21 protein-coding genes are annotated in these 25,327 nt (G+C 45.8%); 2 read left to right on the top strand and 19 right to left on the bottom strand.

Annotated elements, in window-relative coordinates:
* Nucleotides 1–125: 125 nt before the first annotated feature.
* From thiC to EAI83_RS05945, 13 genes are all read right to left on the bottom strand, one after another.
* On the bottom strand, nt 126–1,430 hold the full coding sequence (thiC, locus tag EAI83_RS06000) for a phosphomethylpyrimidine synthase ThiC (RefSeq protein WP_022426187.1): 1,305 nt from the start codon (nt 1,428–1,430) through the stop codon (nt 126–128).
* A gap of 475 nt (nt 1,431–1,905) precedes the next feature.
* Entirely contained in the window at nt 1,906–2,907 is a 1,002-nt protein-coding gene (locus EAI83_RS05995; protein ID WP_015526222.1) for a bile acid:sodium symporter family protein, read from the bottom strand.
* 3 nt (nt 2,908–2,910) lie between these two features.
* Entirely contained in the window at nt 2,911–3,750 is an 840-nt protein-coding gene (gene panC, locus EAI83_RS05990; RefSeq protein WP_022426185.1) for a pantoate--beta-alanine ligase, read from the bottom strand.
* 101 nt (nt 3,751–3,851) lie between these two features.
* Nucleotides 3,852–4,244 (bottom strand): aspartate 1-decarboxylase, encoded by a 393-nt coding sequence (panD, locus tag EAI83_RS05985; protein WP_015526224.1) that lies wholly within the window; start codon nt 4,242–4,244, stop codon nt 3,852–3,854.
* Nucleotides 4,245–4,756: 512 nt separating this feature from the next.
* Nucleotides 4,757–5,620, bottom strand: coding sequence for a mechanosensitive ion channel family protein (locus EAI83_RS05980; protein ID WP_330383034.1), 864 nt, complete (start codon nt 5,618–5,620; stop codon nt 4,757–4,759).
* A 785-nt stretch (nt 5,621–6,405) separates the two neighbouring features.
* Nucleotides 6,406–8,562, bottom strand: a complete 2,157-nt coding sequence (locus EAI83_RS05975) for a Tex family protein (protein WP_129974770.1) — start codon at nt 8,560–8,562, stop codon at nt 6,406–6,408.
* Nucleotides 8,563–8,634: 72 nt separating this feature from the next.
* A complete protein-coding gene (locus EAI83_RS05970; RefSeq protein WP_015526226.1) occupies nt 8,635–9,582 on the bottom strand; it encodes an L-lactate dehydrogenase in 948 nt (315 codons plus the stop codon).
* A 347-nt stretch (nt 9,583–9,929) separates the two neighbouring features.
* Nucleotides 9,930–11,546: an FMN-binding protein gene (locus EAI83_RS05965; protein ID WP_129974769.1), complete on the bottom strand. Its 1,617-nt coding sequence runs from the start codon at nt 11,544–11,546 to the stop codon at nt 9,930–9,932.
* A gap of 143 nt (nt 11,547–11,689) precedes the next feature.
* Nucleotides 11,690–13,939, bottom strand: coding sequence for a penicillin-binding Tp47 domain C-containing protein (locus EAI83_RS05960; RefSeq protein ID WP_129974768.1), 2,250 nt, complete (start codon nt 13,937–13,939; stop codon nt 11,690–11,692).
* A gap of 126 nt (nt 13,940–14,065) precedes the next feature.
* The gene (locus EAI83_RS05955) at nt 14,066–15,130 is read right to left on the bottom strand and encodes an FAD:protein FMN transferase (protein WP_129974767.1); all 1,065 of its coding nucleotides are present in this window, start codon (nt 15,128–15,130) and stop codon (nt 14,066–14,068) included.
* 3 nt (nt 15,131–15,133) lie between these two features.
* Nucleotides 15,134–15,625 carry a hypothetical protein gene (locus EAI83_RS17495; protein WP_243113449.1) on the bottom strand — a complete coding sequence of 164 codons (492 nt, stop codon included), beginning with the start codon at nt 15,623–15,625 and terminating at the stop codon, nt 15,134–15,136.
* Nucleotides 15,541–15,906 carry a 4Fe-4S binding protein gene (locus tag EAI83_RS17490; RefSeq protein WP_243113448.1) on the bottom strand — a complete coding sequence of 122 codons (366 nt, stop codon included), beginning with the start codon at nt 15,904–15,906 and terminating at the stop codon, nt 15,541–15,543. Before EAI83_RS17490 ends, EAI83_RS17495 begins: the two co-directional genes overlap by 85 nt.
* Nucleotides 15,903–16,505: an FMN-binding protein gene (locus tag EAI83_RS05945; RefSeq protein WP_129974766.1), complete on the bottom strand. Its 603-nt coding sequence runs from the start codon at nt 16,503–16,505 to the stop codon at nt 15,903–15,905. Before EAI83_RS05945 ends, EAI83_RS17490 begins: the two co-directional genes overlap by 4 nt.
* A gap of 448 nt (nt 16,506–16,953) precedes the next feature.
* On the opposite strand from EAI83_RS05945, the gene EAI83_RS05940 reads away from it, so the two are divergent.
* Nucleotides 16,954–17,328 carry a NusG domain II-containing protein gene (locus EAI83_RS05940; protein WP_129974765.1) on the top strand — a complete coding sequence of 125 codons (375 nt, stop codon included), beginning with the start codon at nt 16,954–16,956 and terminating at the stop codon, nt 17,326–17,328.
* A gap of 115 nt (nt 17,329–17,443) precedes the next feature.
* On the top strand, nt 17,444–17,932 hold the full coding sequence (locus EAI83_RS05935; RefSeq protein WP_022426176.1) for a Gx transporter family protein: 489 nt from the start codon (nt 17,444–17,446) through the stop codon (nt 17,930–17,932).
* Between the two features lie 1,252 nt (nt 17,933–19,184).
* Here EAI83_RS05935 and EAI83_RS05930 read toward each other — a convergent pair.
* From EAI83_RS05930 to EAI83_RS05905, 6 genes are all read right to left on the bottom strand, one after another.
* Nucleotides 19,185–19,973, bottom strand: coding sequence for a DUF975 family protein (locus EAI83_RS05930; RefSeq protein ID WP_129974764.1), 789 nt, complete (start codon nt 19,971–19,973; stop codon nt 19,185–19,187).
* Between the two features lie 100 nt (nt 19,974–20,073).
* Complete coding sequence (locus EAI83_RS05925; RefSeq protein WP_118608874.1) at nt 20,074–21,282, bottom strand: aspartate kinase; 1,209 nt, start codon at nt 21,280–21,282, stop codon at nt 20,074–20,076.
* 21 nt (nt 21,283–21,303) lie between these two features.
* Nucleotides 21,304–22,515: a homoserine dehydrogenase gene (locus tag EAI83_RS05920; RefSeq protein WP_021652697.1), complete on the bottom strand. Its 1,212-nt coding sequence runs from the start codon at nt 22,513–22,515 to the stop codon at nt 21,304–21,306.
* A 4-nt stretch (nt 22,516–22,519) separates the two neighbouring features.
* Entirely contained in the window at nt 22,520–22,972 is a 453-nt protein-coding gene (locus tag EAI83_RS05915; RefSeq protein ID WP_021652696.1) for an ACT domain-containing protein, read from the bottom strand.
* Nucleotides 22,973–23,143: 171 nt separating this feature from the next.
* Nucleotides 23,144–24,263, bottom strand: a protein-coding gene (gene prfB / locus EAI83_RS05910; protein WP_110104007.1) for a peptide chain release factor 2 whose coding sequence is annotated in 2 segments (ribosomal slippage) — nt 23,144–24,187 and nt 24,189–24,263 — 1,119 coding nt in all. Because the reading frame shifts where the segments join, the coding sequence is not laid out codon by codon here.
* Between the two features lie 73 nt (nt 24,264–24,336).
* Nucleotides 24,337–25,170, bottom strand: a complete 834-nt coding sequence (locus EAI83_RS05905; RefSeq protein ID WP_022427328.1) for a carbon-nitrogen hydrolase family protein — start codon at nt 25,168–25,170, stop codon at nt 24,337–24,339.
* Between the last annotated feature and the right edge of the window lie 157 nt (nt 25,171–25,327).

Raw genomic sequence — 25,327 nt, 5'->3', positions numbered from 1 at the left:
GACTTTCCACAATTTCAGCATTACTGTTCTTTCCATATCCGCATTCAATCAACCAGTTTTCTGGCTGGATACTGCCAACACCACGTTCTACTGTGATGCTGCATGCTCATATGCATTCTGTATTCTTACAGAATATCGATATGTTCTCCTGCAAGTGCCTTGTTCATGCTTCGTACTGCGCAAAATTTACCACACATGGAGCAGGTATCATCATGCTCCGGTTTGCGCTCATTCCAGATACGTTTTGCTGTCTCCGGATCCATGGCGCATTCCCACTGTGCCTCCCAGTCAAGCTTTCTTCTGGCATCTGCCATCTTGTCATCGATCTCACGGGCACCGCGGACACCTTTGGCAATGTCTGCTGCATGAGCTGCGATCTTAGATGCCATGATTCCCTGTTTTACGTCCTCAAGATTCGGAAGTGCAAGGTGCTCTGCCGGTGTTACATAGCAGAGGAATGCTGCTCCGGACATAGCAGCTACTGCTCCGCCGATCGCGGATGTGATGTGGTCATATCCCGGTGCAACGTCAGTTACGATAGGTCCTAATACATAGAACGGTGCACCCTGGCAAATGGACTGCTGTACTTTCATATTTGCCTCAACCTGATCAAGCGGCACATGTCCCGGTCCCTCAACCATAACCTGAACGTCCTTTTCCCATGCACGTTTGGTCAGCTCGCCAAGACGTACAAGCTCCTCGATCTGGCATACGTCTGTTGCGTCAGCCAGACATCCAGGACGGCAGGCATCACCAAGAGAGATGGTCACATCATACTCGCGGCAGATATCCAGAATCTCGTCGTAGTATTCATAGAACGGATTCTCCTCACCGGTCATGCACATCCATGCAAATACAAGGGATCCTCCTCTGGAAACGATATTCATTTTTCTCTTGTGATTACGGATCTGATCGATGGTCTTTCTTGTGATTCCACAGTGAAGAGTTACAAAGTCAACACCATCCTGTGCATGGAGTCTGACTACATCGATAAAATCTTTAGCTGTCAGCGTATCAAGATCTCTCTGATAGTGGATAACGGAATCATAAACCGGAACGGTTCCGATCATTGCCGGACACTCGGATGTAAGCTTACGTCGGAACGGAATGGTATTTCCGTGGGAAGAAAGATCCATGATAGCATGGGCGCCCATGTTTACAGCTTCCATTACTTTCTGCATCTCTACATCGTAGTCCTTGCAGTCTCTGGATACACCAAGGTTTACATTGATCTTGGTGCGGAGCATGGAGCCTACGCCCTCCGGATCGATACATTTGTGATTTTTATTTGCACAGATCGCCACCTTACCGGAGGCTACCAGCGGAAGCAGTTCCTCTGTTGTCATGCGTTCCTTCTTAGCTACGATCTCAAGCTCAGGTGTGATGATGCCTTTACGGGCTGCCTCCATCTGTGTACTGTAATTTCTCATGTAAAAAAAATCTCCTTCCATAAATTCTTTGTGTTTATACAACAAAAAACCGGCTGCTGCAACGCATACGCATCACGGCAACCGGCTCTTACTCTTACGTACTTAATGAAAATCTTCTGTACTTCTGATCTCTTCTGTACTCTCTGATCTTCTGTGTCTTTAAGAATCCTTCGTGCATATGTCCCTACGTTGGCATTATCCAAATCAGGTTATGGGTCAAGACATTTACAGTCTACTCTCAGCTCGCTTCAGCGGGCCCCCCTGTTTTCATATGTTGGGGACGTTTGTTCGTCCATGTGGTTATTATAGTATACCGGCTAAAATTTGTAAACCACAATTCTGCATTTTATGACTTTTTCTTTCGACATAATCTGCCATTTTATCTCTCAAACTCCCCGGGATCTTTCTTTACAGACATTCTTCCACAGCTTTGCTGTTCCCCGTCAGGAGGATATCCGCAATCCGCATTCACTGCTTATTGCTTTTCGCAATTACAGCAGTCGATTTCCCTGATCCGGTCAAGCTCTGCAAGGTTTTCTGCACCTGCACGGCGGATCCCCGCAAAAATGGAGCCCGCAATATTGTGCCATACACTGAAGATCGCGCCCGGAAGTGTTGCAAGCGGATTGGCTGCAAAATTAGCTGCTGCCAGTGAGACAGCAAGGCCACTGTTCTGCATGCCTACCTCTATAGCTATAGCTGTTGTTCTGGAATACTCCACATGGAAGATTTTTGCAGCCAGAAATCCCAGCATCATACCACAGAAATTGTGGATCGCCACTACTCCAAGCACCAGAACTCCACAGCTTACGATCTTCTCTGCATTTACAGCCACAATTCCTCCGATGATCATAACAATAGCTACAACCGACACCAGCGGCATAACATCGGATACCTTATCCACATGCTCTCCCGCAAGGCTCCGAAGAAAAACTCCCAGGAGAACCGGGATCAGAATTACCTTTACCACAGAGATCACCATAGCCCAGAAGGATACTTCCACCCAGGTTCCTGCCAGAACATATACAAGAAACGGTGTCATCAACGGTGCTGCCAGTGTGGAAACTATAGTCATTCCCACAGAAAGCGCCACATCACCTCCTGCGATATAGGTGATCACATTGCTGGCTGTTCCGCCCGGACAGCATCCCACCAGGATCACTCCCAGTGCCAGATCTGCCGGAAGGTTCATCACTTTACACAAAAGCCAGGCGATCACCGGCATAATGGTATACTGAGCCACTGCACCGATCACCACTTCTTTGGGTCTGGAAAAAATTGCCCGGAAGTCATCCAGTTTTATGGTCAGACCCATACCAAACATGATCACTCCCAGAAATACAGACGTATAGTTCGTCATCCAGGAAAATCCGTCACGCCAGAAAAAAGCCAGGCAGGAAAAAGCGATGATAATGATCCCGATATATCTGGATGCAAGGCTGCTGATAATTCCGATTTTCTTTAAAACTTTTCCCATACATTATACCTCGTAGCTGAAGTTGTCGATCAGTCTTGTTTTTCCGATGTAAACAGCCATTGCTACAAGAACGCTGCGGTCAGCTTTTTCCACCGGCTGCATGGTAAGTGCATCTACCATGGATACATAATCAATCTTTGCCAGAGGCTCTGCTTCGATCACTGCTCGCATTTTTCCGAGAAGCTCTTCTGCCGGGATTCCTGCGTGAATGGCTTCCTGTCCGGCTTTTACTGCCTTTGACAGGCAAAGAGCTGCTTTTCTCTCTTCAGGGCTTAAGTATGTATTTCTGGAGGATTTTGCAAGTCCGTCCTCCTCACGGATGATCGGACAGCCTACAATCTCAATATCGAAGTTCAGATCACGCACCATCTTGCGGATGATGGCCAGCTGCTGTGCGTCTTTCTGTCCGAAATATGCTCTGTCCGGTGCCACAATGTGGAACAGCTTGGTCACAACGGTACACACACCTTTGAAATGGATCGGACGTGTTTTTCCGCAAAGTGTCTCTGACAGAGTATCTATACTTACAAATGCGTGGGGATCATGATACATCTCGGAAGGCTCCGGGCAGAAGATCAGGTCTGCTCCCAGACTTTCGCAGAGTTTGCTGTCACGCTCAAAGTCTCTCGGGTAGGCTTCCAGGTCCTCGGTAGGACCGAACTGTGTAGGATTGACGAAATCGGATACCACTACGATATCATTCTGCTCTCTGCATTTTTTGATCAGGCTTGCGTGTCCCTCATGGAGAAATCCCATGGTTGGCACAAGGCCTACTGTTTTTCCTTCTTTTTTCCACGCTTTGATCTGTTTTCTTGTTTCTTCTACTGTTTTTGTTACCTGCATTGTGCTCTCCTCTTTTCCGGTTCCGGAACCGGTTTTCTTAATAGATTCGAGATAGCCTCTTTTCTGAATTCACCTTCGTCTTATTATCTTCCTGATCTGCGTCAGGCCATATCCTTCAGCAGTCCGTGTTTCTCATAATTGGTCACTCTGCTGATCCTGTTCTCTTCATCTACAAATACAACTGCAGGCTTGTGAGTACGGGCTTCTTCCTGCTCGTACTGTGCGTAAGCCATAATGATGATCTTGTCACCGGTGCTTACACATCTTGCTGCTGCTCCGTTCAGGCAGATCATACCGCTTCCGCGTTCTCCACAAATGGTGTATGTCTCGAAACGGCTGCCGTTGTTCACATCTACGATCTGGACCTTCTCATATTCCAGTATCCCGGCAGCTTCCAGCAGTTCCTCATCCACAGTGATACTTCCTACATAATCCAGTTCCGCCTGGACAACGGTTGCTCTGTGGATCTTTCCTTTTAACATCTCTATTGTCATCTTATATAAGTCCTTTCCTGCAGGGAATAACTTTCAAGTGGATAAAAACATCCGCTTCCGTATTTAATAAAAAAACGTCTCGGGGTACACTTCGACCCTGAAACGCTTCTGATTGATTCCCTGTATATTGAGTCCTGTTTTTTATACACGAAAAGCATGCTCTTCAACAGTTGCTCAAAATTCCCATAACTGTTGTAACGCCTTCGTTATCATCGATACAGGCTCGTATCTTTTATAATTTTCATATATCCGTCCGTTCCCGATCCCGGGTTCCGGCTGGCTATTTTTATATAAGATTCCAGTGATTTCAGCCAGAGTATAGTTTTGAGTCCAAATACTATCTCTGTGGGGTATTATTGCACCCCGACACTGGTTTGTCAATAATTTTCATATTCTCTATTATCGTGAATGGCAGTAATAATCCCAAAACCAGTTACTTTCACCAAAAAACCCTCCCACACAGCAATTTCTCTGCCATGTGAAAGGGCTTTAGCTTTCTTCCTTTATGCACATTATTTATGGATATGCACATCCAGCTGATTATAAGGAATCTCAATTCCATAATAATCAAAATCTTCCTTAATCCTCTGGTTCAATCTCCATCTGGCTGCCCAGTAGCGGTCGGTATCTACCCAGACACGAAAGCCCATGATCACAGAGCTTTCTGCCAGCTCGTCTACGAATACCACCATCTCTTCGTCTTCTCTTGTATCCGGATCCTCGGTGAGGATATCTTCCAGGATATCCTTGGCCTTCTGGATATCTGCATTGTAAGAGATCCCCACTTTGATCTCCAGCCTTCGCTGATCCCTTGCTGTTACGTTGGTGATGGTCACATTGGAAAGAGTACCGTTCGGGATCACGATGTGCTTGTTATCAATGGATAACAACGTTGTATAACAGATCTCGACCTTGGCTACCGTTCCCTCGCTTCCGTCCTGTCCGTTAACGATGATGTAATCCCCTACCTGGAAAGGCTTGAACAGAAGAAGCATCATGCCTCCTGCCAGGTTGGCAAGTCCGCCCTGGAGGGCAAGACCCATAGTAACACCTGCAGTTCCGAGAAGTGCTGCCAGAGATGATTCCTTTACTCCAAAGCTTATGGATATGTTAAAGATCAGGAGTATGTAAAGTACGATCTTGACCAGTGAGGACATAAACTGTGCCACTCCTGTATCCAGCCTGGATTTTGTCAGTGATTTCCTCACAAACTTTACGATCCATTTAATTACCGTGCTTCCTACCCAGAAAGCAACAATAGCCAGAACAACCTTGATTCCGAATTTCGTGATGTCCGGCAGGTAATTTTCAAACATCTGCCTGTACTGGCTTACCTGATTTCCGACCTCCTGCACGGTCTGTACAGTACTATCCAAATATAATCCCTGCTACTAAAAACATATACATATGTGTATATGCTAGATGATTTACTACAATCTCACGATTTGTAGTTACTGCTTCAACGTATATGCTTTTGATGATATAAATATCAATCTACTCACAAGTTCTTGTACACTCCACAGTCGTAAATTCCCGACTAAGCCATCGGTACATATCTGTATAGTCTTGTATATGACATTATACAGACTTCATCTAAATAGCTTTTCCTTTCTTAATATTTGTTTTTCTTTGCTACTTGGTTTTCGTAGACTTATACCATTACTCAATTACAACCATCAAGGTTCTACCCTATAGTTAGCAAGGCTGTTTCAACTTGCACTGGTTCATTTCCTGTAATTCCAGTAGTTTTAAGTTACCAACTAGTGTTTTGGATTTTAAACACCTTTGAGTGTATTTACTCACATTTGTTGACATTTCTGATTACATATGTATCCCTCTTGTCTGATCGATCATTCGATATACATATGCGGATCGATCTATGTATTCCTGATGTAAACATTCCCTATAATCCGCATCTGGTAATATAATAATACAGCAGTGGTTTTTCCCTGTAAACCTGATTTCTCCGGTTCTATAAAGTATAGGGTATAAACCACTGCTGTATTTCTGTTATAGCTTTATTGTATATCTGTCCGGTAATCCGCCGCAGAATGCTGCTGAATATACATTACTGTTCACTCTGTTCTCAGTAACACGCCTGGCGATGCACAGAATTTATGCTGATCGCATAAATTCGCGCGGTATGTCTCGGATTTTCTCTTTATTTACTGATTCCCTTCATGGAAAGGCTGATACGTTTTTTCTTCATATCAACACCAAGAACACGGACATCCACGATATCTCCCACACTGACTGCTTCCAGCGGATGTTTGATGAATTTCTCGCTCATCTCGGAAATATGGACCAGGCCATCCTGATGCACACCGATGTCCACAAAAGCACCGAAGTCAATAACATTGCGGACAGTTCCCTTGAGGACCATGCCTTCTTTCAGGTCCTTCATATCCAGGACATCGGTACGGAGGATCGGTTTCGGCATCTCGTCACGTGGATCTCTGGCAGGTTTTTCCAGTTCCTTTACGATATCACGTAAGGTTGGCTCTCCGATCTCCAGCTCCTTTGCCAGTTTTCCGTAATCGCGGATCTGCCCAGAAATACCGGTAAGCTTACGCTCTGCCACATCTTCCGGTGTGTAGCCCAGCTTTTCCAGGAGTTTTTTTGCTGCGTCATAGCTTTCCGGATGGACACTGGTTGCGTCCAGAGGATTTTTGCCTCCTGTGATCCGTGTGAAACCTGCACACTGCTCAAAGGCTTTCGGACCAAGCTTGGCAACCTTAAGAAGTTCTCTTCTTGTCTGGAAACGGCCGTTTTCCTCACGGTAGGCTACAATATTCTTTGCGATGGCCTTGCTGATTCCGGAAATATACTCCAGAAGGGATGCAGACGCAGTATTCAGATCCACTCCGACCTTGTTTACACAATCTTCCACAACGCCGTTAAGGGCTTCTCCCAGCTTTTTCTGGTTCATATCATGCTGATACTGACCGACACCGATGGATTTCGGATCGATCTTTACAAGCTCTGCAAGCGGATCCTGTACACGTCTTGCGATGGATGCGGCGCTTCTCTGTCCAACATCGAAATTCGGGAATTCTTCCGTGGCAAGCTTGCTTGCGGAATATACAGAAGCACCTGCCTCGTTGGTGATAACATACTGGACCTTTTCCGGGATTTCCTTAAGAAGCTCCACGATGATCTGCTCGGATTCTCTGGATGCCGTTCCGTTTCCTACAGAGATCAGTGTCACATGATATTTGCTGATAAGCTTTTTCAGGGTTTCCTTTGCGGCACGGATCTTGGTCTCATTGGTTGGTGCTGTGGGATAAATAACTGTGGTATCCAGAACCTTTCCGGTAGGATCTACCACTGCCAGCTTGCATCCGGTACGGAAGGCAGGGTCCCAGCCAAGAACTACCTGTCCTGCAATTGGAGGCTGCATGAGAAGCTGCTCCAGATTTTTGCCAAAGACATGGATGGCACCATCCTCTGCTGCCTCTGTAAGGGCGCTTCGGATCTCACGCTCAATAGCCGGTCCGATGAGACGTTTATAGCTGTCCTCAATGGCTTCTTTCAGAACAGGTACAGTGTATGGATTATCGCGGACGATCACCTGTTTTTCAAGATAACGGATGATCTCTTCCTCAGGTGCAAGGATCTTCACAGTAAGGAATTTCTCTTTCTCACCACGGTTCAGAGCAAGGACACGATGACCTGCAAGCTTTTTCACCGGCTCCTCAAAGTCATAATACATCTCGTATACAGACTGCTCCTTCTCATCTCTTGCGGCAGAACATATAGTTCCCTTATCCATTGTTCTCTTACGGATACTGATACGATAATCTGCTTCATCAGAAATGTGTTCTGCAATGATATCTCTGGCACCGCTGATGGCCTCTTCCACAGTTTTGACTTCTTTTTCCTCAGAAAGAAATGCTTTTGCCTCTTCTTCAAGAGGTTTCTTCGTCATCTGGAGAAGGATGATGTCGGCCAGAGGTCCCAGACCTTTTTCCCTGGCGATGATGGCACGTGTACGGCGCTTCGGGCGGTACGGACGGTAAAGATCCTCTACCACAACGAGTGTCTGCGCTGCCTCGATCTGTTTCTTCAGCTCCGGAGTCAGCTTGCCCTGCTCCTCGATACTGCCCAGAACCTGAGCCTTTTTATCCTCAAGATTTCTTAAATAAGTAAGTCTCTCATTAAGATTACGAAGCTGTTCGTCGTTCAGTGTACCGGTTGCTTCCTTACGGTATCTGGAAATAAAAGGAATGGTGCAGCCTTCATCGATCAGCTTAACCGCTGCCTCGACCTGCCATTTCTCAACGTTCAATTCTCTGGTAATTACCTGAATAATATCCATTTTTATCTTTCTCCCGTTGTTTCAAATTTGCCTGAGGCTGCTTTTTCCTCTTTACACAGCTTCTGACATTTATCAAAGATCAATCTGTGCGATCACGTCCTTCAGAGCATTGGCGCTTGCATGAAGCTTCTCTGTCTCCTCCTCGGTCAGCGGAACACGAACGATACGTTTTACACCTTCCGGTCCGATAGAAGCCATGGTACTAAGACATACGTCTTCAACACCGTACTCTCCGTGAAGCATGGTTGATACACTGACTATTGTATCAGATGCTGCAAGAAGAAGCGAGCAAAGTCTGCAAACAGATACGGCTACCGCATAAAATGTAGCACCCTTCTTGGCGATCACAGTTGATCCTGAAGTATGAACATACTCCAGAACCTCTTCTCTGTCAAGTGGTTGCAGATCTTTCTGATCCTCATGAACGATCTTGTCAAACTCATCAAGGGTCGCACCTGCAACAAAGGCTCTGGACCACGGTACAAAGGAAGTATCTCCATGCTCTCCGAATACATAGGCGTGGATGTTTTTCTCAGATACACCGTAGTGCTGAGAAAGTCTGCAGCGGAGACGGGCCGTATCCAGGGCGGTTCCGGAACCAAGGATCTGATTTTCCGGCAGTCCGGAAAGCTTTGCAAATGCATAAGTCATAATATCACATGGATTACTTACGATAATATAAAGCGCTTTGGGAGCCACCTTTACGATCTCCGGAGTAATACTCTTCATAATGTTGACGTTGGTCTGTGTCAGCTCGATGCGAGTCTGTCCCGGTTTTCTGGCAATACCGGAAGTGATGATCACAATGTCAGAATCTACAGCATCCGGGTAATCTCCTGCCACGATGGAGATCGGCTCACGGAAACTGGTTCCCTGCTCAATATCCATAACCTCACCTTCAGCCTTATCTTTGTTAATATCGATCAGAACAATCTCTGATGCAATACTCCTCTGTGATAAGGTATAAGCGATAGTTGCTCCTACACTTCCTGCTCCGATGATCGTAATTTTACTGCTCATATTTGTTCTCCTTTCAGCGTTGTTTGTCATTTTAATAACAACTTTAATTACACACATTCAAACATAACATAAAACATTGCCCTGTGCAATAAAAATTTTATTGTATTTCTCAGGTTAATCCCCGCTAATTTGCATTTCAAATTATTTAAACCGCTTATATTTTCTGATATTTTTCATATTATTCTGTATACATTCCTGTTATTTTTTTATCGATTTATAGAAGCAATTTCAGAAACCTAGCAAAAAACCTCTGAACTTCAAAAAAAATCAAGAAGTCCAGAGGTTTCTTTCACCTCTTATTATTGGCTTAGATTCAGATGTTTATAGCTGCTCCAACGTTCACCCGGTTAATTCTTTGCCTGGGCAAGGGCTTTTTGTGCAGCGTCCAGGATCCCTTCGGAAGAATATGTGGCTCCGCTGACAGTATCGATCCCATCCGCCGACTGGTTTGCCATGATCTGAGAATAGATCGTGCTCCATGCAGGATCAAAAAATTCCGGTGTATCCTGATTTGTCTGCTCAATGGATGCGATCTGGCCTCCTGAGATCGTAATTGTCAGATATGTTTTTCCTCCATATCCAAAAGCCGAGCCTGTATACGTTCCATCTCTGTACATTCCCACCGGTTCCGGTGCTTCCGTTGGCTCCGGTGTTGCATCCGGCTCATCTGTCCCTGGTGTTGGAGTTACATTGGGTTTTTCAGGAACCGGCGTCATATTCGGATTCTCCGGCTCCGGCGTCGGGGTTGCTGCCGGCGTCTCTGTTGGCTTCGGTGTGGCCGTTGGTTTCGGCGTTGCCGTAGGTTTCGGTGTGGCTGTTGGCTTTGGTGTCGGTTTCTTTGTCGGAGTTGGTGTCGGTTTCTTTCCATACTCCGGATTGATCGCTTCTTTAAGAGCTTTTTTTACAGCGTTGAGGATTCCGTTGGAGGAATAGGTTGCTCCGCTGACTGCATCAATATCATCTACAGAATCCGTACCAATGATCTGTTCCTCCAGCACGCTCCATGCTTTTTCAAAAAACTGCTTTGTGTCCGTATTTTCCTGTTTCAGAGCTTGGATCACTCCATCCTTGATGGTCACAATTACTTTCACGTCTCCATTGAAGCCCTTTGCCGAAGCTGTATATTTACCGTCCAGATATTTTTTGGGACTGTCCGGATCTTCCGGTTCCTTTGTAGGAGATGGTTTTTTGGATGGTTTTTTTGTAGGTGACGGAGCTGATGTCGGAGTTGGTAAAGCAGTTGCCGCAGGTGTAGGGGTGACCTGCTGGCTGTTTCCATCTGCCGCTGCCTGGGAGAGGGCATTCTGAACTGCCTGGATGATTCCGTTGGAGGAATAGGTTGCTCCACTTACTGCATCTACATTCGGTGTATTTCCGGCGATCATCCTGCTGATCACACCCCGAGCTGACGCAAAATACGACGCGGTTTCTCCAGATGCCTCCAGAATATCTATGGCTGCAATCTTTCCGCCGCTGATTGTTACTCTCACGCGAATCGTCCCGCCAAATCCGGTTCCGCTTCCTTCATACGTACCGTCCTTATATCCATCTGCCGGAACGCTTGCTACCGGTGTCTGCGTGGTTCCCTGTCCTGCGGCGCTGGCATTGCTTTTTGCAGATTCGGAAACCGTTCTTGTACCTGAGCTTTTTTTCGCTGCTGTTTTTTTTGCACTTTTTTTCGATGAGCTTTTCTTTTTTGTTGTACTGTTTTTCTCAGCTGTGGCAGTTGTGCTGTCAGAAACAGTATTTTCTTTTTCATACCCGAGATATTTTTCCAGCTCTGAAGCAGACATTACGGTCGTCTCTGCTTGCCCGACTGCTTCTGTCTCTCCATCAGAGCCCTTCGCCTTTATGCCTGAAAACACAAGCGCCGCAATCACAGCAGCTGCAGGAACCAGCTTGGTCCAGGGTATCTTCGGAGTATTTTTTTCCTCCTGCTTTTTATCTTTCAGATCTTTTTCCATGCTTCCTTACTCTCTCCTCTTTTCTTGCGGCCTCTGTCAGACATTGCTCTTCAGAAATCAGCAGACCTCTGCCGCAGACATTGCTCTATGTCTGCGGCAGAGGCTTCTGGATATCTGTGATCACATTCGGTTCAACAGTGAAATTATTTAACTGTTACCACAAATTTCTTTGTAATTCCGTTGCATTTCACTGTGATCGTTGCTTTACCTTTTTTGATTCCCTTTACAACACCCTTGCTGTTTACAGCTGCAACTTTTTTATTGCTGCTTGTATATGTAACCTTGCCTGCAGGTGCTGCTTTGGATCTGATGGTTGTTGTTTTACCTTTTTTGATCGTTGCAGAAGATTTTACAAGACTGAATGCAGGATTCTTGACAACTACTTTGCAAGTTGTCTTCAGGGCTCCTGCCTTTGCTGTAATCGTAACGGTTCCTGCTTTGATTCCTTTTACAACACCTGTTTTACTGTTTACGGTTGCAACCTTTGTGTTGCTGCTTGTGTATTTTACAGTTGCAGATGGTGTTGCAGTTGCTTTTACAGTTGCTGTTTTTCCTTTGTAGATCGTTACGGAAGCCTTTGCGAATTTAATTTTAGAAGCTTTTACTGTTACCTTGCAGGTTGCTGTGGCATTTCCTACCTTTGCTGTGATAACTGCTATTCCGGCTTTTACGCCTTTAACAACACCCTTGCTGCTTACTGTTGCAACCTTTGTGTTGCCGGACTCAAATGTCACTGTTGCATCGCTGTCATTTGTTGTTGCCTTAAGAGTCGTTGTTTTTCCTGTATATACAGCTGCTGCTGTCTTATCAAGTGTAACTGTTACCTTCTGAAGCTCTTTCTCTGCTCCCTGAAGATGTTCAAGTGCTTCATTTACCTCAGCCTGACTTGCATCTGTTTTTGCAAGAATGTCTTCTGCTTCCTGAAGCTCACCGGCAAAGGACTTCCAGGTTGCAATTGTGTAATCTGCCTCTGCCAGAGCCTTTGCAGCTTCCACTTCTGTTTTAAGACTTGTAAAATCAGTCGGCTCCATTGTAGGATTTACGATATTCTCTGCAGTTGCCTGGAAGCTGTAGGTATAGTCATTATATCCAAGAGCATACACTGTCAGTTTCCAGTATCCTGTTCCGTCTGTTCCTCCCGGAAGCTTGCAGCGTGCAGATTTTGTAAGTCCAAGCTGGATTCCCATTGCTTTATGCATCCAGTTATCTGCGGCAAACTTGGTTCCATAAGAAGCGAGGCATTTCGTATATGTAGAATCATCTCCATAATAATCCCAGCGTACAGCCTGCATATTTGCACCAAGATCGCCATAATTTCCATTGAGATCCACACGGAGAAATTCGCCGTAGCTTCCGCTTGCTGCTTTTACACTCGGCTTGATCTCTGTTGCTGTTTTTAACGCCTGATCCTTGATACCGGAAGCTGTTCCGTCTGATTTTCTTGCTGTAAATGTAAAGCCGTCACCATTTTTCTCCGCATATTTCAGACCATTTGTCTGTGCATTTACGTCTGCCACAAGGCCTTTATAATACTGGAGATTGTTTTCACTGTATCCTCCGGAGAGCACAGCTCCATCCTGTACAACATTATACTTTTTGCAGAAATCTGCAAAATCTGCGGTCTTAACTGCTACCGGGACATATTTCAGACCATATATCTCATAATGATCCATCGTATAGGTTTTTCCATCTTCTGTTGTTATACTGCCTCTGTTCCATTTTACCTTGGAACCGTCTGTAAGATAAAGTGTGCTTCCTTTATCCTCCCAGTAGGATACGTCGAATCTGGTTCCGTCTTCAGCAATGATCGTAGCTTCTGTCTGATAGCTTCCTCTGTGAAGTCCATGATTTGCAGTCGCTCTTGTTACTGTATCAAAAGCTCCTATATCAAACTCACTATGTGAATCCTTCTCTTCTGAAGAGCTTGTATCTCCAGCTGCATATACGCCTTCTGCTGCCCAGTACTCACCCCAGGTAAGTCCTGCATATACGTACTGATACTCGCCTGTCAGCTGGTCAGAATCGGAAAATGCTTCCGCCACTTCATCGCCTTCTGTGAAATCCTCTTCCCCTGTAGAGAACGGGTCTGCTTCCTCTGCTGTATCTTCCTGCTGGATATCCTCTGTCTCGTCTGCAGCAGCTTCTGGCACTGCTGCATCCTCTGCTGCTTCTTCTGTTATGTCTGCAGCATCCTCTATAGCTTCTTCTGCTACAGCTTCAGTATCCTCTGCCGTTTCCTCTGTGCTAAAATCCTCCGTATCTCCTGCCTCTGCCTCGGAAACCACGGCTGCATCAAAATCAGATGCCATTACAGCGGTCGGAAAGGTTGTTGCTGCCACTGCAAGACTTAAAATGCATGGAGCTGTTTTTTTCAATAGATTCCACTTCTGCATTGCTTATTCCTCCTAAAAATATGATATATTTATAGAACCCTTTCCAGGTTTACTATCGCAAGTACTGCGGATATGAGCATTCCCCTCTGCCAAACAATCATAAACCGGATCGCCGGGAGATCAGCTTCACTCTGCAATATCCTCCACACTATAGGAATCCGCAAGCAGGCTGAACCGCTCCTTCATCCCCTCAGTGAGATATACATGATGGTCTTCATCCACAAAAAGTCCGTCTGCACCGTAAGCTTTCAACAGCTGTGTCCCTTTTTCCACCCCCAGCACAAAACATGCTGTGGAAAGCGCATCTGCCTCCAGACCTGAGTCACAGACTACCGTTACCCCGGTCACTCCGCTTTCTGCCGGATAGCCGGTAGACGGGTCCATAATGTGGTGATACCTTACAGCATTTTCGATAAAATATTTCTCATAATCTCCAGATGTGGAAAGAAATTCTGTACCATTTAAGGCAACCACACCAAGATAGTCATCCTCATTTTCAGCTCTGGGATCTGTCACTGCCACATTCCAGGAAGAACCATCCGGCTTGCTTCCGTAGGTCATGACACTGCTTCCTCCCAGATTCATAAGTGCTGCTATTACATCCTTCTTTGTTTCCAGTTCTTTAAGGATCAGGTCACAGCCAATACCCTTTCCCGCTGCTCCAAGATCCAGAGAACAGCCCTCTTCCATGTGAACCGTATTTCCGTCAAGAAAAATTTTCTGATATCCGGAATCCTTCAGAACATTCTTAATTTCTGCTTCTTCCGGAATTTTCTGGTTTTCCCCTCCAATATCCCACAGGCGGATCAGCTTCCCGATGGTTGGGTCAAAGGCTCCGTCAGAATCCTCTGCGATCTTCAGAAGACGTTTCAGGTATCCGGAAAGCTCGTCGGAAATCTCCGTATCTTTTCCGCTGTCTGCATTCACCTTATAGATCTGGGACTTCTCATTGGTCCAGGAAAGAAGGTTCGTCTCCACATCTGTCAGCACAGCTGTCAGCTTACTGTTTATATCGTCACCTGTGGTATAGAGTGTTTCTGATACCACAGTATCCATTGCAAAATCTGTATCGGTATATGTCTGTACATCATTTTCCGAAGCAGCCATGCACAGCACAGGAAACAACACCGCAATTCCTGTAAATGTAGCTGCTGCCAGAAAAGTTTTCTTTTTCAGAGCCTGATATCTCATAGATCATTTTTCCTCAATTGTTCCAATGTGAATATTTTTTCTCGGGCATGCTGCGGCACATGCGTGGCAGCAAAGACATTCGCCGGATCTGCCTGTGTCGCCGTCGATATCCAGATGAGCCGGACATCTTTTTTTACAGAGACCACATTTCGGCGGACATTTCTCACTGGTTCTCCGAAACAGTGCACCCGGAAGGATTGGCATTAATGCAAAAACCGCTCCCATGGGACAGAGAAACTGGCAGAAAAACCTTTCCTGTGTACACATTCCCACAATGATCAGCACCAGGAACACAATTCCCACCAGATATTTGCTGTTCGGGAGCCGTCCTGCCGTGAGCATGGAAAAAACATCCCACGGGCTGGTTCCCGTAAGCTTTCCGTATACACCTGTAAGGCAGAAAAGCAGGATCAGTGCCAGTACGATATATTTAACTTTCTGAAGCCCGTGAACCATTTTTTCGGAAAGAACCGGTTTCTTTTTTTGTGAAAGCATTTCATCCGGATCCAGGAAAAGCCTTCATATACGGCATCTCCGAAAGATCCGAATGCACACGCATATCCGCAGAAATGTCTTCCGAAAAAGCAGGTAAAGATCAGAAGCACTGCCGTTACAGTCAGAAAGGAATTCCACTCCACCGGCTGACCGGCCGCAATGGCAAGAAAGATCGATTTGATACCTGCAAAGGCTGTAGAAAACAGAGACGGGGCGGCAATAAAAAATGCCAGCTGTATTCCCGCACGCATCAGCCTTACCTCCCGCTGTCTTTTTTTCATGAGTTTTCCGCCTTTCCAAGTGCCGCATCCACTGCGTTCAGGATTCCTGTGGAGCTGAACGTTGCTCCGGATACGGTATCCACATCTGTACTCTGAGCACTCAGGACGGAATCGATTACGCTCTCTGCCTGTGAAAGATATGCACTGTCCTCGCCTGGGGCGCTGACTACGTTGATGGATGTGATCTCATCACCGACAAGTGTCACTTCCACCTGAATGGTCCCGCCGTATCCCTCGGCTTCTCCTGTATAGGTTCCATCTTTATATACATTATCGGAATCTGCGGTTGCTGTGTCCTCTGCGTCTGCATCGGATACATTGCCGTCTGAAGTGTCTGTTGTTTTGTCATCGCCTGCTGTATCTGTATCACTGCTGCCTGATCCTGCAGATGCTGCCTGATTCTGCATACGATTTACATAACTCGTCTCCAGCGCACTGAGAAGTTCATTCTGCTGCTCCTGAAGTGTATCTACCTTATCTGTCAGAGCCGCGATCTCTTTTTCATTTGCCTGGGCTTTCATGCTGCTGTTATAAAAAAGTACAGCCAGGATCACCAACAGTAAGGAGATCACTCTCATATAAAAATTCTGATTTTTCATCTCTTTTCTCCCTTGTATTTTTAACAATTCTGTAAATTGCTGCATCAGACTCACGCTATGCGAACATATATTGCTACGTCAGATGCTCTCGATCCAGTCCTGTAATCTGCGTATAACTGTCTTTTGGATAAATTATATAGTTTTTATCCATATACATAAATTAGTTTTGATTAATCTTTTTTGTAAAATTAGACGATGCTAACTTACAGTTAGGTATTATATCACCTGTTTTTTTTCTTGTCTACACTTTTGTTAGCAGTCTATAACTTTTTCCAATATGAATTTTTCTGTTTTATGTCTTTTATAAAAGAAAAATCATCGCCACTCCTCCCTTTCCGTTGGGAACAGCTGTATGAATTATGGTTAGATATCATTAACTTATGTTTGCCTTTTAATTTCGATTATGATATGATTTTTTCTGAATCTGTAACAGAAATGGAGATTTGTTTTGAAGAAAAAAGAATTGATTTTTATTGCCGGGATCCTGATTCTGGCGGGGGTTCTCTGGCTTGGTTTTCAGATTGCGGGGAAACGTTCCCATAATACGATCCGTATTACCGTTGACGGAAAAGAATTCGGAACCTATTCGCTTTCCCAGGACCAGATCATCCACATCGGAGACACCAATGTCTGCGAAATCAAAGATGGAAAAGTTACAATGATCGAAGCAACCTGCCCGGATCATTACTGTATGAAACAGAAGGCTGTGGACGAGCACGGCGGTTCCATCATCTGCCTTCCTAATAAGGTTGTGATAGAAGGGGAAAATACTGCAGAGGATTTGGATTCGGAGAGTTCGCCTAAAATTGATGCGGTGACATAAAATTTCCGGAGAATATGCGTAATACGTGTTCTCCGTAGAGTTTTCTCTGACAGACGGTATTCTGTCTGTGCTGTTTCTGCAACGATATTCCTGCAACAAATGAAAGGATTTATTTATGAAACGAAAAACAGCTTATCTCGGATTATTTGCCGCAGTAGCGATCATTTTTGGATATGTGGAGTCTCTGGTCCCTGTATTTACAGGAATTCCGGGTATCAAGCTCGGGCTTGCAAACCTGGCGGTACTTTTTATACTGGACCGATATTCCTTTAAAGAAGCGGCTCTCGTGTCCGTTGTCAGAATCCTGGTGATCGGATTTATGTTTGGAAATCTGTTCAGTATTTTGTATAGTCTGGCTGGCGCTGCGCTTAGCCTGACTGTGATGGATCTTTTGAAAAAACATTCCGGCTTCAGTCTGATCGGTATCAGTGTGGCCGGTGGTGTCACACATAATATCGGGCAGCTGATCGTTGCCATGATCGTGGTGAGCAATACGAGTTTGATGGTTTATGCACCGGCACTGCTGGTGGCAGGTGTCCTGGCGGGGATTCTCATAGGTGGGTTGACAAAGGAGGTTGTGGGACGACTTCCTTTGAATCTATAATTATGTGGTTTGCTTTTTGGATTATGGCTTTCACTTTTTTAAGTGAGGGGAAATTGTGTGGTTTGATTTTTTAGATTATAGTTTTCACTTTTTGAAGTGAGATAAATTGGGTAGTTTGATTTTTTGGGATTGTAGTTTTCACTTTTTGAAGTGTGAGGAAATTGGATGGTTTGATTTTTTGGATTATAGTTTTCACTTTTTGAAGTGAGATAAATTGGATAGTTTGATTTTTTGGGATTGTAGTTTTCACCTTTTGAAGTGAGAGGAAATTGGATGGTTTGATTTTTTTGAATTATAGTTTTCACTTTTTGAAAGTGGGTAATTTGCGAGAAGGGGAAGCACTCATAGTTGCGAAGGCCGTCTCCCCTTCTCGCGCTCTTCCCCTCCTGGCCACGCCGCTGTGATGCGTTGTGGAATGTGTAAGTGTATCGGCTCAGTCCTGTATTCTGCTGTATCGGCAGTGACAGACTGAGCCGATTATTGCTTCTGCTATGTATTCTACTGTATCGCAGTGATAGGCTGAGCCGATTATTGATTCGGCCATGTATTCTGCTGCACTGGCAGTGACAGACTGAGCCGATTATTGCTTCTGCCTTATATTCTGCTGTACTGGCAGTGACAGGCTGAGCCGATTATTGCTTCTGTCTTGTATTCTGCTGCACTGGCAGTAGCAGGCTGAGCCGATTATTGATTCGGCCATGTATTCTGCTGCACTGGCAGTGACAGACTGAGCCGATTATTGCTTCGGCACTGTATTCTGCTGCACTGGCAGTAGCAGGCTGAGCCGATTGTTGCTTCGGCACTGTTTATTGCTTCTTCACTGTTTATCGCTTCTGGCTGAATGGGAAAGTGGCCTGCGTAGCGGGCCTGTTCTTTGGATTGTGGTGTATCGCTGTTATTCAGGAACAGGCTTCGCCAATATATTTACATCAGCATAAATCGGCTCAACCTTCCACAGCCAACGTAGTAGAATCCATCGCCCCTCCAATATCTTCACATATTCCCACAGCCTGCAGCTGCTGCGTGCCCGGAAAGGGGGAGCTCGAGGGGGAAAAGCGGGCTTCGCAACTTTGAGTGCTTTCCCCCTCGTACCTGCCCATGCCAAAATGGTCCCCCTGAAAGGGAAAGTACCTACGTCTCAAGCATCTCCCCCGGAAAGGGCATCACCTGCGTTTCAAGCATCCCCCCGGAAAGGGCATCACCTGCGTTTCATGCATCCTCCCGGAAAGGGAAAACATCCTCCGGAAGGCGATCAGGCTTCGGTTTCATCGTGGAACTGCGGGATCGGAGTTACCGGGGGATAAGAATCCACCGGAGGTTCATCAAACTCTCCGGAAATATTCCGATAGAAAACTGCCATACAGGTTTCTATATAAGGCACCAGCCAGATCAATGCCAGATACAATGTAAATATGGAAAAAATGATCCACGGAACAAAACTTAAGAGCATTTTCATATATTCCCAATAATGTCCCTTCATAAGCTTTGCACTGGCTTTCAGTGCCTGCACTCCTTTTATGTCCGAATTATCGGACAGGATGTAATAGCTCATGGTGAACGGCATAGCTGCCAGCAGGTTCAGCACGAACCCGAGAAGTGTGAGCAGCATGTAAGTTACTGCCCAGTTCATCTGCTCCTCCGTTGTATTTCCCATATTGCTTGTAAAAGAAAACCACGCCAGTGGAAGTGATGTCACCAGATTGATCAATGCCAGCACAAAGGATGCCACGATCACATGATCCGGCTGATGGCTGAAAAAGTACAGAAGGTCTCCGAAAGAGTAGGTTTCCCTTCTGGAAATATTCAGATAGATCCGGTAAAGTCCTGCGGAAAAAATACAGATCACCAGAGAAAGGACAAAGCTGAATACCTCTCCTCCAATGATCGCATACAGGGAATCTCCCGGAAAAAGTGCTGTGGAAATATAGCTTGAAACTGCGCTCATCGCCGCAACCGCAATACTCCCGATCACAGGGACCGTAAAATTACCGGCCAGAGTTTCCCCTGCCAGCTTCTTACAGCCCTTCAGATTTTTTCTCATAATTCTGTATCCCTTCGTTATAGAAGGCGGAGACTCATCCAAGCCTCCGCCCCGTCATTTTTTACTTCAGATATATCATATTCTCATATTTCACATCTGTTTAGTCTGCAAGATTAAACGCATCATGTACCGCATTCATGGCACGTACACCATCTTTCTCGTTAATGAGCACCGTCACACGGATCTCAGATGTTGCGATCATATTGATGTTCACACCCTCATTGTAAAGGCTCTCGAACATTTTTGCAGCAACACCCGGATTGCTCATCATACCTGCTCCTACAATAGAAAGCTTGGCAATGTTTTTCTCCGCATGAAGCTCAGAATAGGCGATGCGTGCCTGGTTAGCTTCCAGAACACCCATTGCATCGTCCAGATCATTTTTATCAACAGTAAAGGAAATGTCCTTGGTTCCGGCACGGCCGATAGACTGAAGGATCATATCCACATTGATATTTTTCTTAGCCAGGGTATCAAAAAGCTTAAATGCCACTCCTGGTGAATCTTTAAGTCCGATCACAGCAATACGTACTGCATCTGTATCCAGAGCAACACCGCTGATCAGCATTCTCTCCACTGTTACTTCCTCCTTTACCACAGTTCCTTCGCTGTTGTTGAGACTGGAACGTACCACCAGCGGCACGCCGTATTTCTTTGCCATCTCCACAGAACGGTTATGAAGCACTCCCGCACCCAGAGTTGCCAGATCCAGCATTTCATCGTAAGTGATCTCCTTAAGCTTGCGGGCATTCGAAACCTTACGCGGGTCAGCGGTATAAACACCGTCCACATCGGTATAGATCTCACAGGCATCTGCATGAAGCGCTGCCGCAAGAGCTACGGCTGTGGTATCAGAACCGCCACGTCCAAGTGTGGTATAGTCATTATATTTATCAATGCCCTGGAAGCCTGTGACCACAACGATCCTGCGGTTATCCAGCTCTCTGCGGATACGTGCCGCATCGATCTTTTTCAGGCGTGCGCTGCTATGTGCACTTGTTGTGTGCATAGCTACCTGAAAGGCATTCAGAGAAACAGCCGGTACTCCCAGACTGTCCATAGCCATGGACATCAGTGCCACTGACATCTGCTCTCCGATGGTAAAAAGCATATCCATCTCACGTTTCGGAGGTTTGTCATTGATATCCTTTGCCATGGTGATCAGCTCATCGGTATACTTACCCATTGCAGAAAGCACGACCACCACGTCGTTTCCTTTTTTGTAATCTTCGATACATCTTCTGGCAACATTAAAGATACGCTCTTTGTTTGCCACAGAAGTACCGCCGAATTTTTTTACAATCAACATGTTCTTTTCTTCCCTTCGACATCAATCCTTTACACGGATCATTGCCAGTACTTTTCCGGTGAGCTTGCTGATCTTCTCATAATATTCAGCCTGCTTCATCACCGGTGTGATAAATCCGAATTCGTCCGGAAGGTCATCCGGCTCGATGGTCTGTACATCACCAAAAGCTTTTTCCACTTCATCCATAGTAGTATCAGACACACGTACGAAGAAACGTCCCTCAACTTCATCCATATCCATAAGCTTCAAGGCATAGCTGCTCCAGTTTGTCATGATATTTCTGTGGAGATGCTTTGCTTCATCCACAACATCTGCAACTACTGCACTTGCAGTCGGAAGCTTACCTGCTCCGCTTCCGTAGAACATGGCATCTCCAAGAACATTTCCGTGCACAAATACTGCATTAAACACATCATTTACACTGTAAAGCGGGCTACTCTGGCCTACCAGGAACGGCGCTACCATTGCATAGAAAGAATCTCCGATCCTGCGGCTTGTGGCAAGAAGCTTGATAGTCATGCCAAGCTCTTTTGCATATTCCATATCTGCCGGTGTGATCTTTGTGATTCCTTCTGTATAAATATCCTCGTAATTCAGGAATTTTCCGTATGCAAGTGAAGAAAGGATGGCGATCTTACGGCATGCGTCAGCACCTCCTACGTCTGCAGTCGGATCTGCCTCTGCATAGCCCTTTGCCTGAGCTTCCTTCAGAACCGTATCAAAATCACAGTTCTCTGTGCTCATCTTGTAAAGCATGTAGTTGGTGGTTCCGTTAAGGATTCCTGTGATCTCATCGATCTCATCTGCTGTCAGCGAGGAATTCAATGCGCGGATGATCGGGATACCACCGCCGCAGCTTGCCTCAAAAAGGAAGTTGATATTTTTTTCTTTTGCGATCTCCATGAGCTCAGAACCATGCTTGGCTACCAGAGCCTTATTGGATGTGCTTACGCTCTTTCCTGCCTGAAGCGCTCTTTTTACAAAGGTATAAGCCGGCTCGATCCCGCCCATAACCTCAACAACAATATCTACCTCCGGATCGTTTACGATCACTTCATAATCATGAACCAGAACTTTCTCAACCGGATCTCCCGGAAAATCTCTTAAATCAAGAACGTACTTGATGTTAATCTCATCTCCAGCTCTCTTGTTAATGCTCTCATGATTGGTGTTGATGACTTCAACAACTCCGCTTCCTACTGTACCGTAGCCTAATACTGCTATGTTTATCATATGCTTACTCCCTGCCTAAAATTTTCAAATAGTGTATACCGTCTCTCTGCTCAATATTCTCCACCATAGCCTCTGCGTCACCTTCTCCCGGAAGGATGTCAACGCTCAGCGTCAGCGTTGCGACTCCGTTAATGGGAATACTCTGATGTATGGTCAGGATATTACCGTGAAAACGGGCAATCGTCTGCAGCACCATTGATAAAAGCCCCGGCTCATCGTCCATCTGAATGATAAAGGTGATGGTCTTTCCCTTGGTCTCCTCGTGGAAAGGAAAAATATCGTCCTTATATTTGTAAAAAGAACTGCGGCTGATCCCGGTCCTTTCAGCAGCTTCCTGAACAGTAGCCACCCGTTTGGATTCCAGCAGTCTCTTGGCCTCAACCACCTTGAGAAGTACCTCCGGCACTGCCCGTTCTCTTACTACATAGTATTTTTTCTTTTCAACCTGTTTCTGCATAGCAACCTCTCTGACTGCTGTTCACATTGTGGCCAGCAGCCTCCTGTCCGTTTCATAAAGACAACTGTTTTTGTACAAGAGATATATTATCATAATAAAAGAAACTCCACAAGCGCTTTTTTGCCTGCGGAGTCCTTTTCTCTGTCTTTATGGGGTTCCGTGACAGTAATGTTATTCTTTCTTTTTCGCCAGCGCGATCCATTTCAGGTATGCATTGATAAAAATGTCAATACCACCGTCCAGAACTGCGTCAACATTACCGGTTTCTTCATTGGTTCTATGGTCTTTTACCATGGTGTATGGCTGCAGGACATAGGAACGGATCTGGTTTCCCCAGCCGATATCTGTCACTTCGCCTCGAATGCCGGAAAGCTTCTCCTCAGCTTCCTGCTGTTTCAGCAGATACAGTTTGGCCTTCAGCATCTGCATAGCCTTGTCCTTGTTCATGTGCTGAGAACGTTCATTCTGGCACTGTACCACGATTCCTGTTGGGAAATGGGTGATACGGATCGCAGAGGATGTCTTGTTGATATGCTGTCCACCGGCACCACTGCTTCGGTAGGTATCGATACGGATATCGTCATCATTGATCTCAACATCCAGATCCTTCTTGATATCCGGCATAACATCGCAGGATACAAAAGAGGTCTGTCTCTTTCCTGCTGCATTAAACGGAGAAATACGTACAAGACGATGAACACCCTTCTCGGATTTCAGATAACCGTAGGCGTTCTCTCCGTTCACCTGGAAGGTTACGGATTTCACACCGGCCTCATCACCGTCAAGGTAATCCAAGACCTCCAGCGCAAAGCCTTTCTTCTCCGCCCATCTGCTGTACATACGATAAAGCATTCCGCACCAGTCGCAGGCCTCTGTTCCGCCGGCTCCTGCGTTCAGCTTGATGATGGCGTTCTCTCCATCGTACTCTCCGGAAAGAAGTGTCTTCACACGGATGCTGTCAAAGCTTGCCTGGAACTCGTCCAGCATTTCCTGGATCTCAGGGACGATCTCAGGATCATTCTCCTCATATCCCATCTCGATCATGGTTTCCATATCTTCCATCTGTGTTTCCAGATTATGGTATGTCTCAATATCGTCCTTGAGACTCTTTAACTGTTTCATCTTCATCTGGGATGCTTCCGCATTATCCCAGAAATCAGGCGCCTCCATCTCGCGCTCTAATTCTTCGACCTTCTGCTCTTTGTTAGCGAGGTCAAAGTGAATCCCTCACTTCCACTAATGGCTCTGTGTATGTTGCAAGAATACTCTTGAACTGATCTAACTCAACCACAGCTTCACCTTCTTTCTATATATTGATACAGGATTTCCTGCCTGTCTTATACAATACCATATGGGCATGGAAATTACAACGAAAACGTGGTCAGGGCGTAAATATCCCCTCTCCTGTGCTTCAAAAGCGGCAGCTGCTCACGGACTTTTTTTACCTCGTCCAGTTCCAGTTCCACAACCTTCACAGCCGGCTTCTCTTCCATCTCCATGAGGACTTTTCCCCAGGGATCTGCGGCAATGGAGTGACCCCAGGAATGATACCCGGCGTTCAGGTCTCTGGCGGGCGCAGCTCCAATGGTGTATACCTGGTTGTCCACAGCTCTCTGACGGAACATCAGCTCCCAGTGGAGAGGCCCTGTTGTCATGTTAAAAGCAGCCGGCACGATGATTACCTGGGCGCCTTCGTCCACCATCAGCCTGGCAAGCTCCGGGAAGCGGAAATCGTAACAGATGCAAAGGCCCATCTTTCCAAATTCTGTATCAAAAACCGTCACCTGGTCTCCCGGTGTCAGGGTATCGGATTCTTTAAAATACTGGCCGCCTTTTACATCAATGTCAAAAAGATGCATCTTCCGGTGCTTACCGATCTGATGACCATTTCTGTCAAAGACATAGGAAGTGTTATAAATATTGCCGGCTTCATCTCTCTCCGGCATACTTCCTGCTACGAGATAAATTCCGTATTCCGCTGCCAGCCTGGAGCATTTTTCCCAGGTATCTCCACCCTCAATTTCGGCATATTCCGGAAAGTATTTATTTTCGTAGGGGCAGCAGAACATTTCGGGCAGGACTGCCAGATCGATCCCCTGAAGCTCCGGGCTGGCAAGAAGTTCTGCTGCCTGGGTGATATTGCGAAATTTATCAGTATATACATGTGTCTGAAGAATTGCAGTTTTTATAATTGCCATATTATCATACCCCTTCTCTTACAGCGAAAATTAAGTATCTGCCATATTGGCGCAGGATGACTTTCTCATATGCAGGGCGAGGGAATGAAGCGTATCGGTGGCTACGGCGATTGACGACAACGCAGCATATGAAAAATCAGACAAGTCTATATGACGG

It is taken from the genome of Blautia sp. aa_0143 (genome assembly GCF_004167315.1).
Classification (GTDB): Bacteria; Bacillota; Clostridia; order Lachnospirales; family Lachnospiraceae; genus Blautia_A; species Blautia_A fusiformis.
This window is presented reverse-complemented; position numbering and strand designations above follow the sequence as displayed.

Coding starts and splice junctions, on each gene's coding strand:
- thiC (WP_022426187.1), bottom strand. CDS start 1,430: ATGAGAAATTACAGTACACAGATGGAGGCAGCCCGTAAAGGCATCATC.
- EAI83_RS05995 (WP_015526222.1), bottom strand. CDS start 2,907: ATGGGAAAAGTTTTAAAGAAAATCGGAATTATCAGCAGCCTTGCATCC.
- panC (WP_022426185.1), bottom strand. CDS start 3,750: ATGCAGGTAACAAAAACAGTAGAAGAAACAAGAAAACAGATCAAAGCG.
- panD (WP_015526224.1), bottom strand. CDS start 4,244: ATGACAATAGAGATGTTAAAAGGAAAGATCCACAGAGCAACCGTTGTC.
- EAI83_RS05975 (WP_129974770.1), bottom strand. CDS start 8,562: ATGGATATTATTCAGGTAATTACCAGAGAATTGAACGTTGAGAAATGG.
- EAI83_RS05970 (WP_015526226.1), bottom strand. CDS start 9,582: ATGAGCAGTAAAATTACGATCATCGGAGCAGGAAGTGTAGGAGCAACT.
- EAI83_RS05965 (WP_129974769.1), bottom strand. CDS start 11,546: ATGGAAAAAGATCTGAAAGATAAAAAGCAGGAGGAAAAAAATACTCCG.
- EAI83_RS05960 (WP_129974768.1), bottom strand. CDS start 13,939: ATGCAGAAGTGGAATCTATTGAAAAAAACAGCTCCATGCATTTTAAGT.
- EAI83_RS05955 (WP_129974767.1), bottom strand. CDS start 15,130: ATGAGATATCAGGCTCTGAAAAAGAAAACTTTTCTGGCAGCAGCTACA.
- EAI83_RS17495 (WP_243113449.1), bottom strand. CDS start 15,625: ATGCTTTCACAAAAAAAGAAACCGGTTCTTTCCGAAAAAATGGTTCAC.
- EAI83_RS17490 (WP_243113448.1), bottom strand. CDS start 15,906: ATGAAAAAAAGACAGCGGGAGGTAAGGCTGATGCGTGCGGGAATACAG.
- EAI83_RS05945 (WP_129974766.1), bottom strand. CDS start 16,505: ATGAAAAATCAGAATTTTTATATGAGAGTGATCTCCTTACTGTTGGTG.
- EAI83_RS05935 (WP_022426176.1), top strand. CDS start 17,444: ATGAAACGAAAAACAGCTTATCTCGGATTATTTGCCGCAGTAGCGATC.
- EAI83_RS05930 (WP_129974764.1), bottom strand. CDS start 19,973: ATGAGAAAAAATCTGAAGGGCTGTAAGAAGCTGGCAGGGGAAACTCTG.
- EAI83_RS05925 (WP_118608874.1), bottom strand. CDS start 21,282: ATGTTGATTGTAAAAAAATTCGGCGGTACTTCTGTGGCAAACAAAGAG.
- EAI83_RS05920 (WP_021652697.1), bottom strand. CDS start 22,515: ATGATAAACATAGCAGTATTAGGCTACGGTACAGTAGGAAGCGGAGTT.
- EAI83_RS05915 (WP_021652696.1), bottom strand. CDS start 22,972: ATGCAGAAACAGGTTGAAAAGAAAAAATACTATGTAGTAAGAGAACGG.
- EAI83_RS05905 (WP_022427328.1), bottom strand. CDS start 25,170: ATGGCAATTATAAAAACTGCAATTCTTCAGACACATGTATATACTGAT.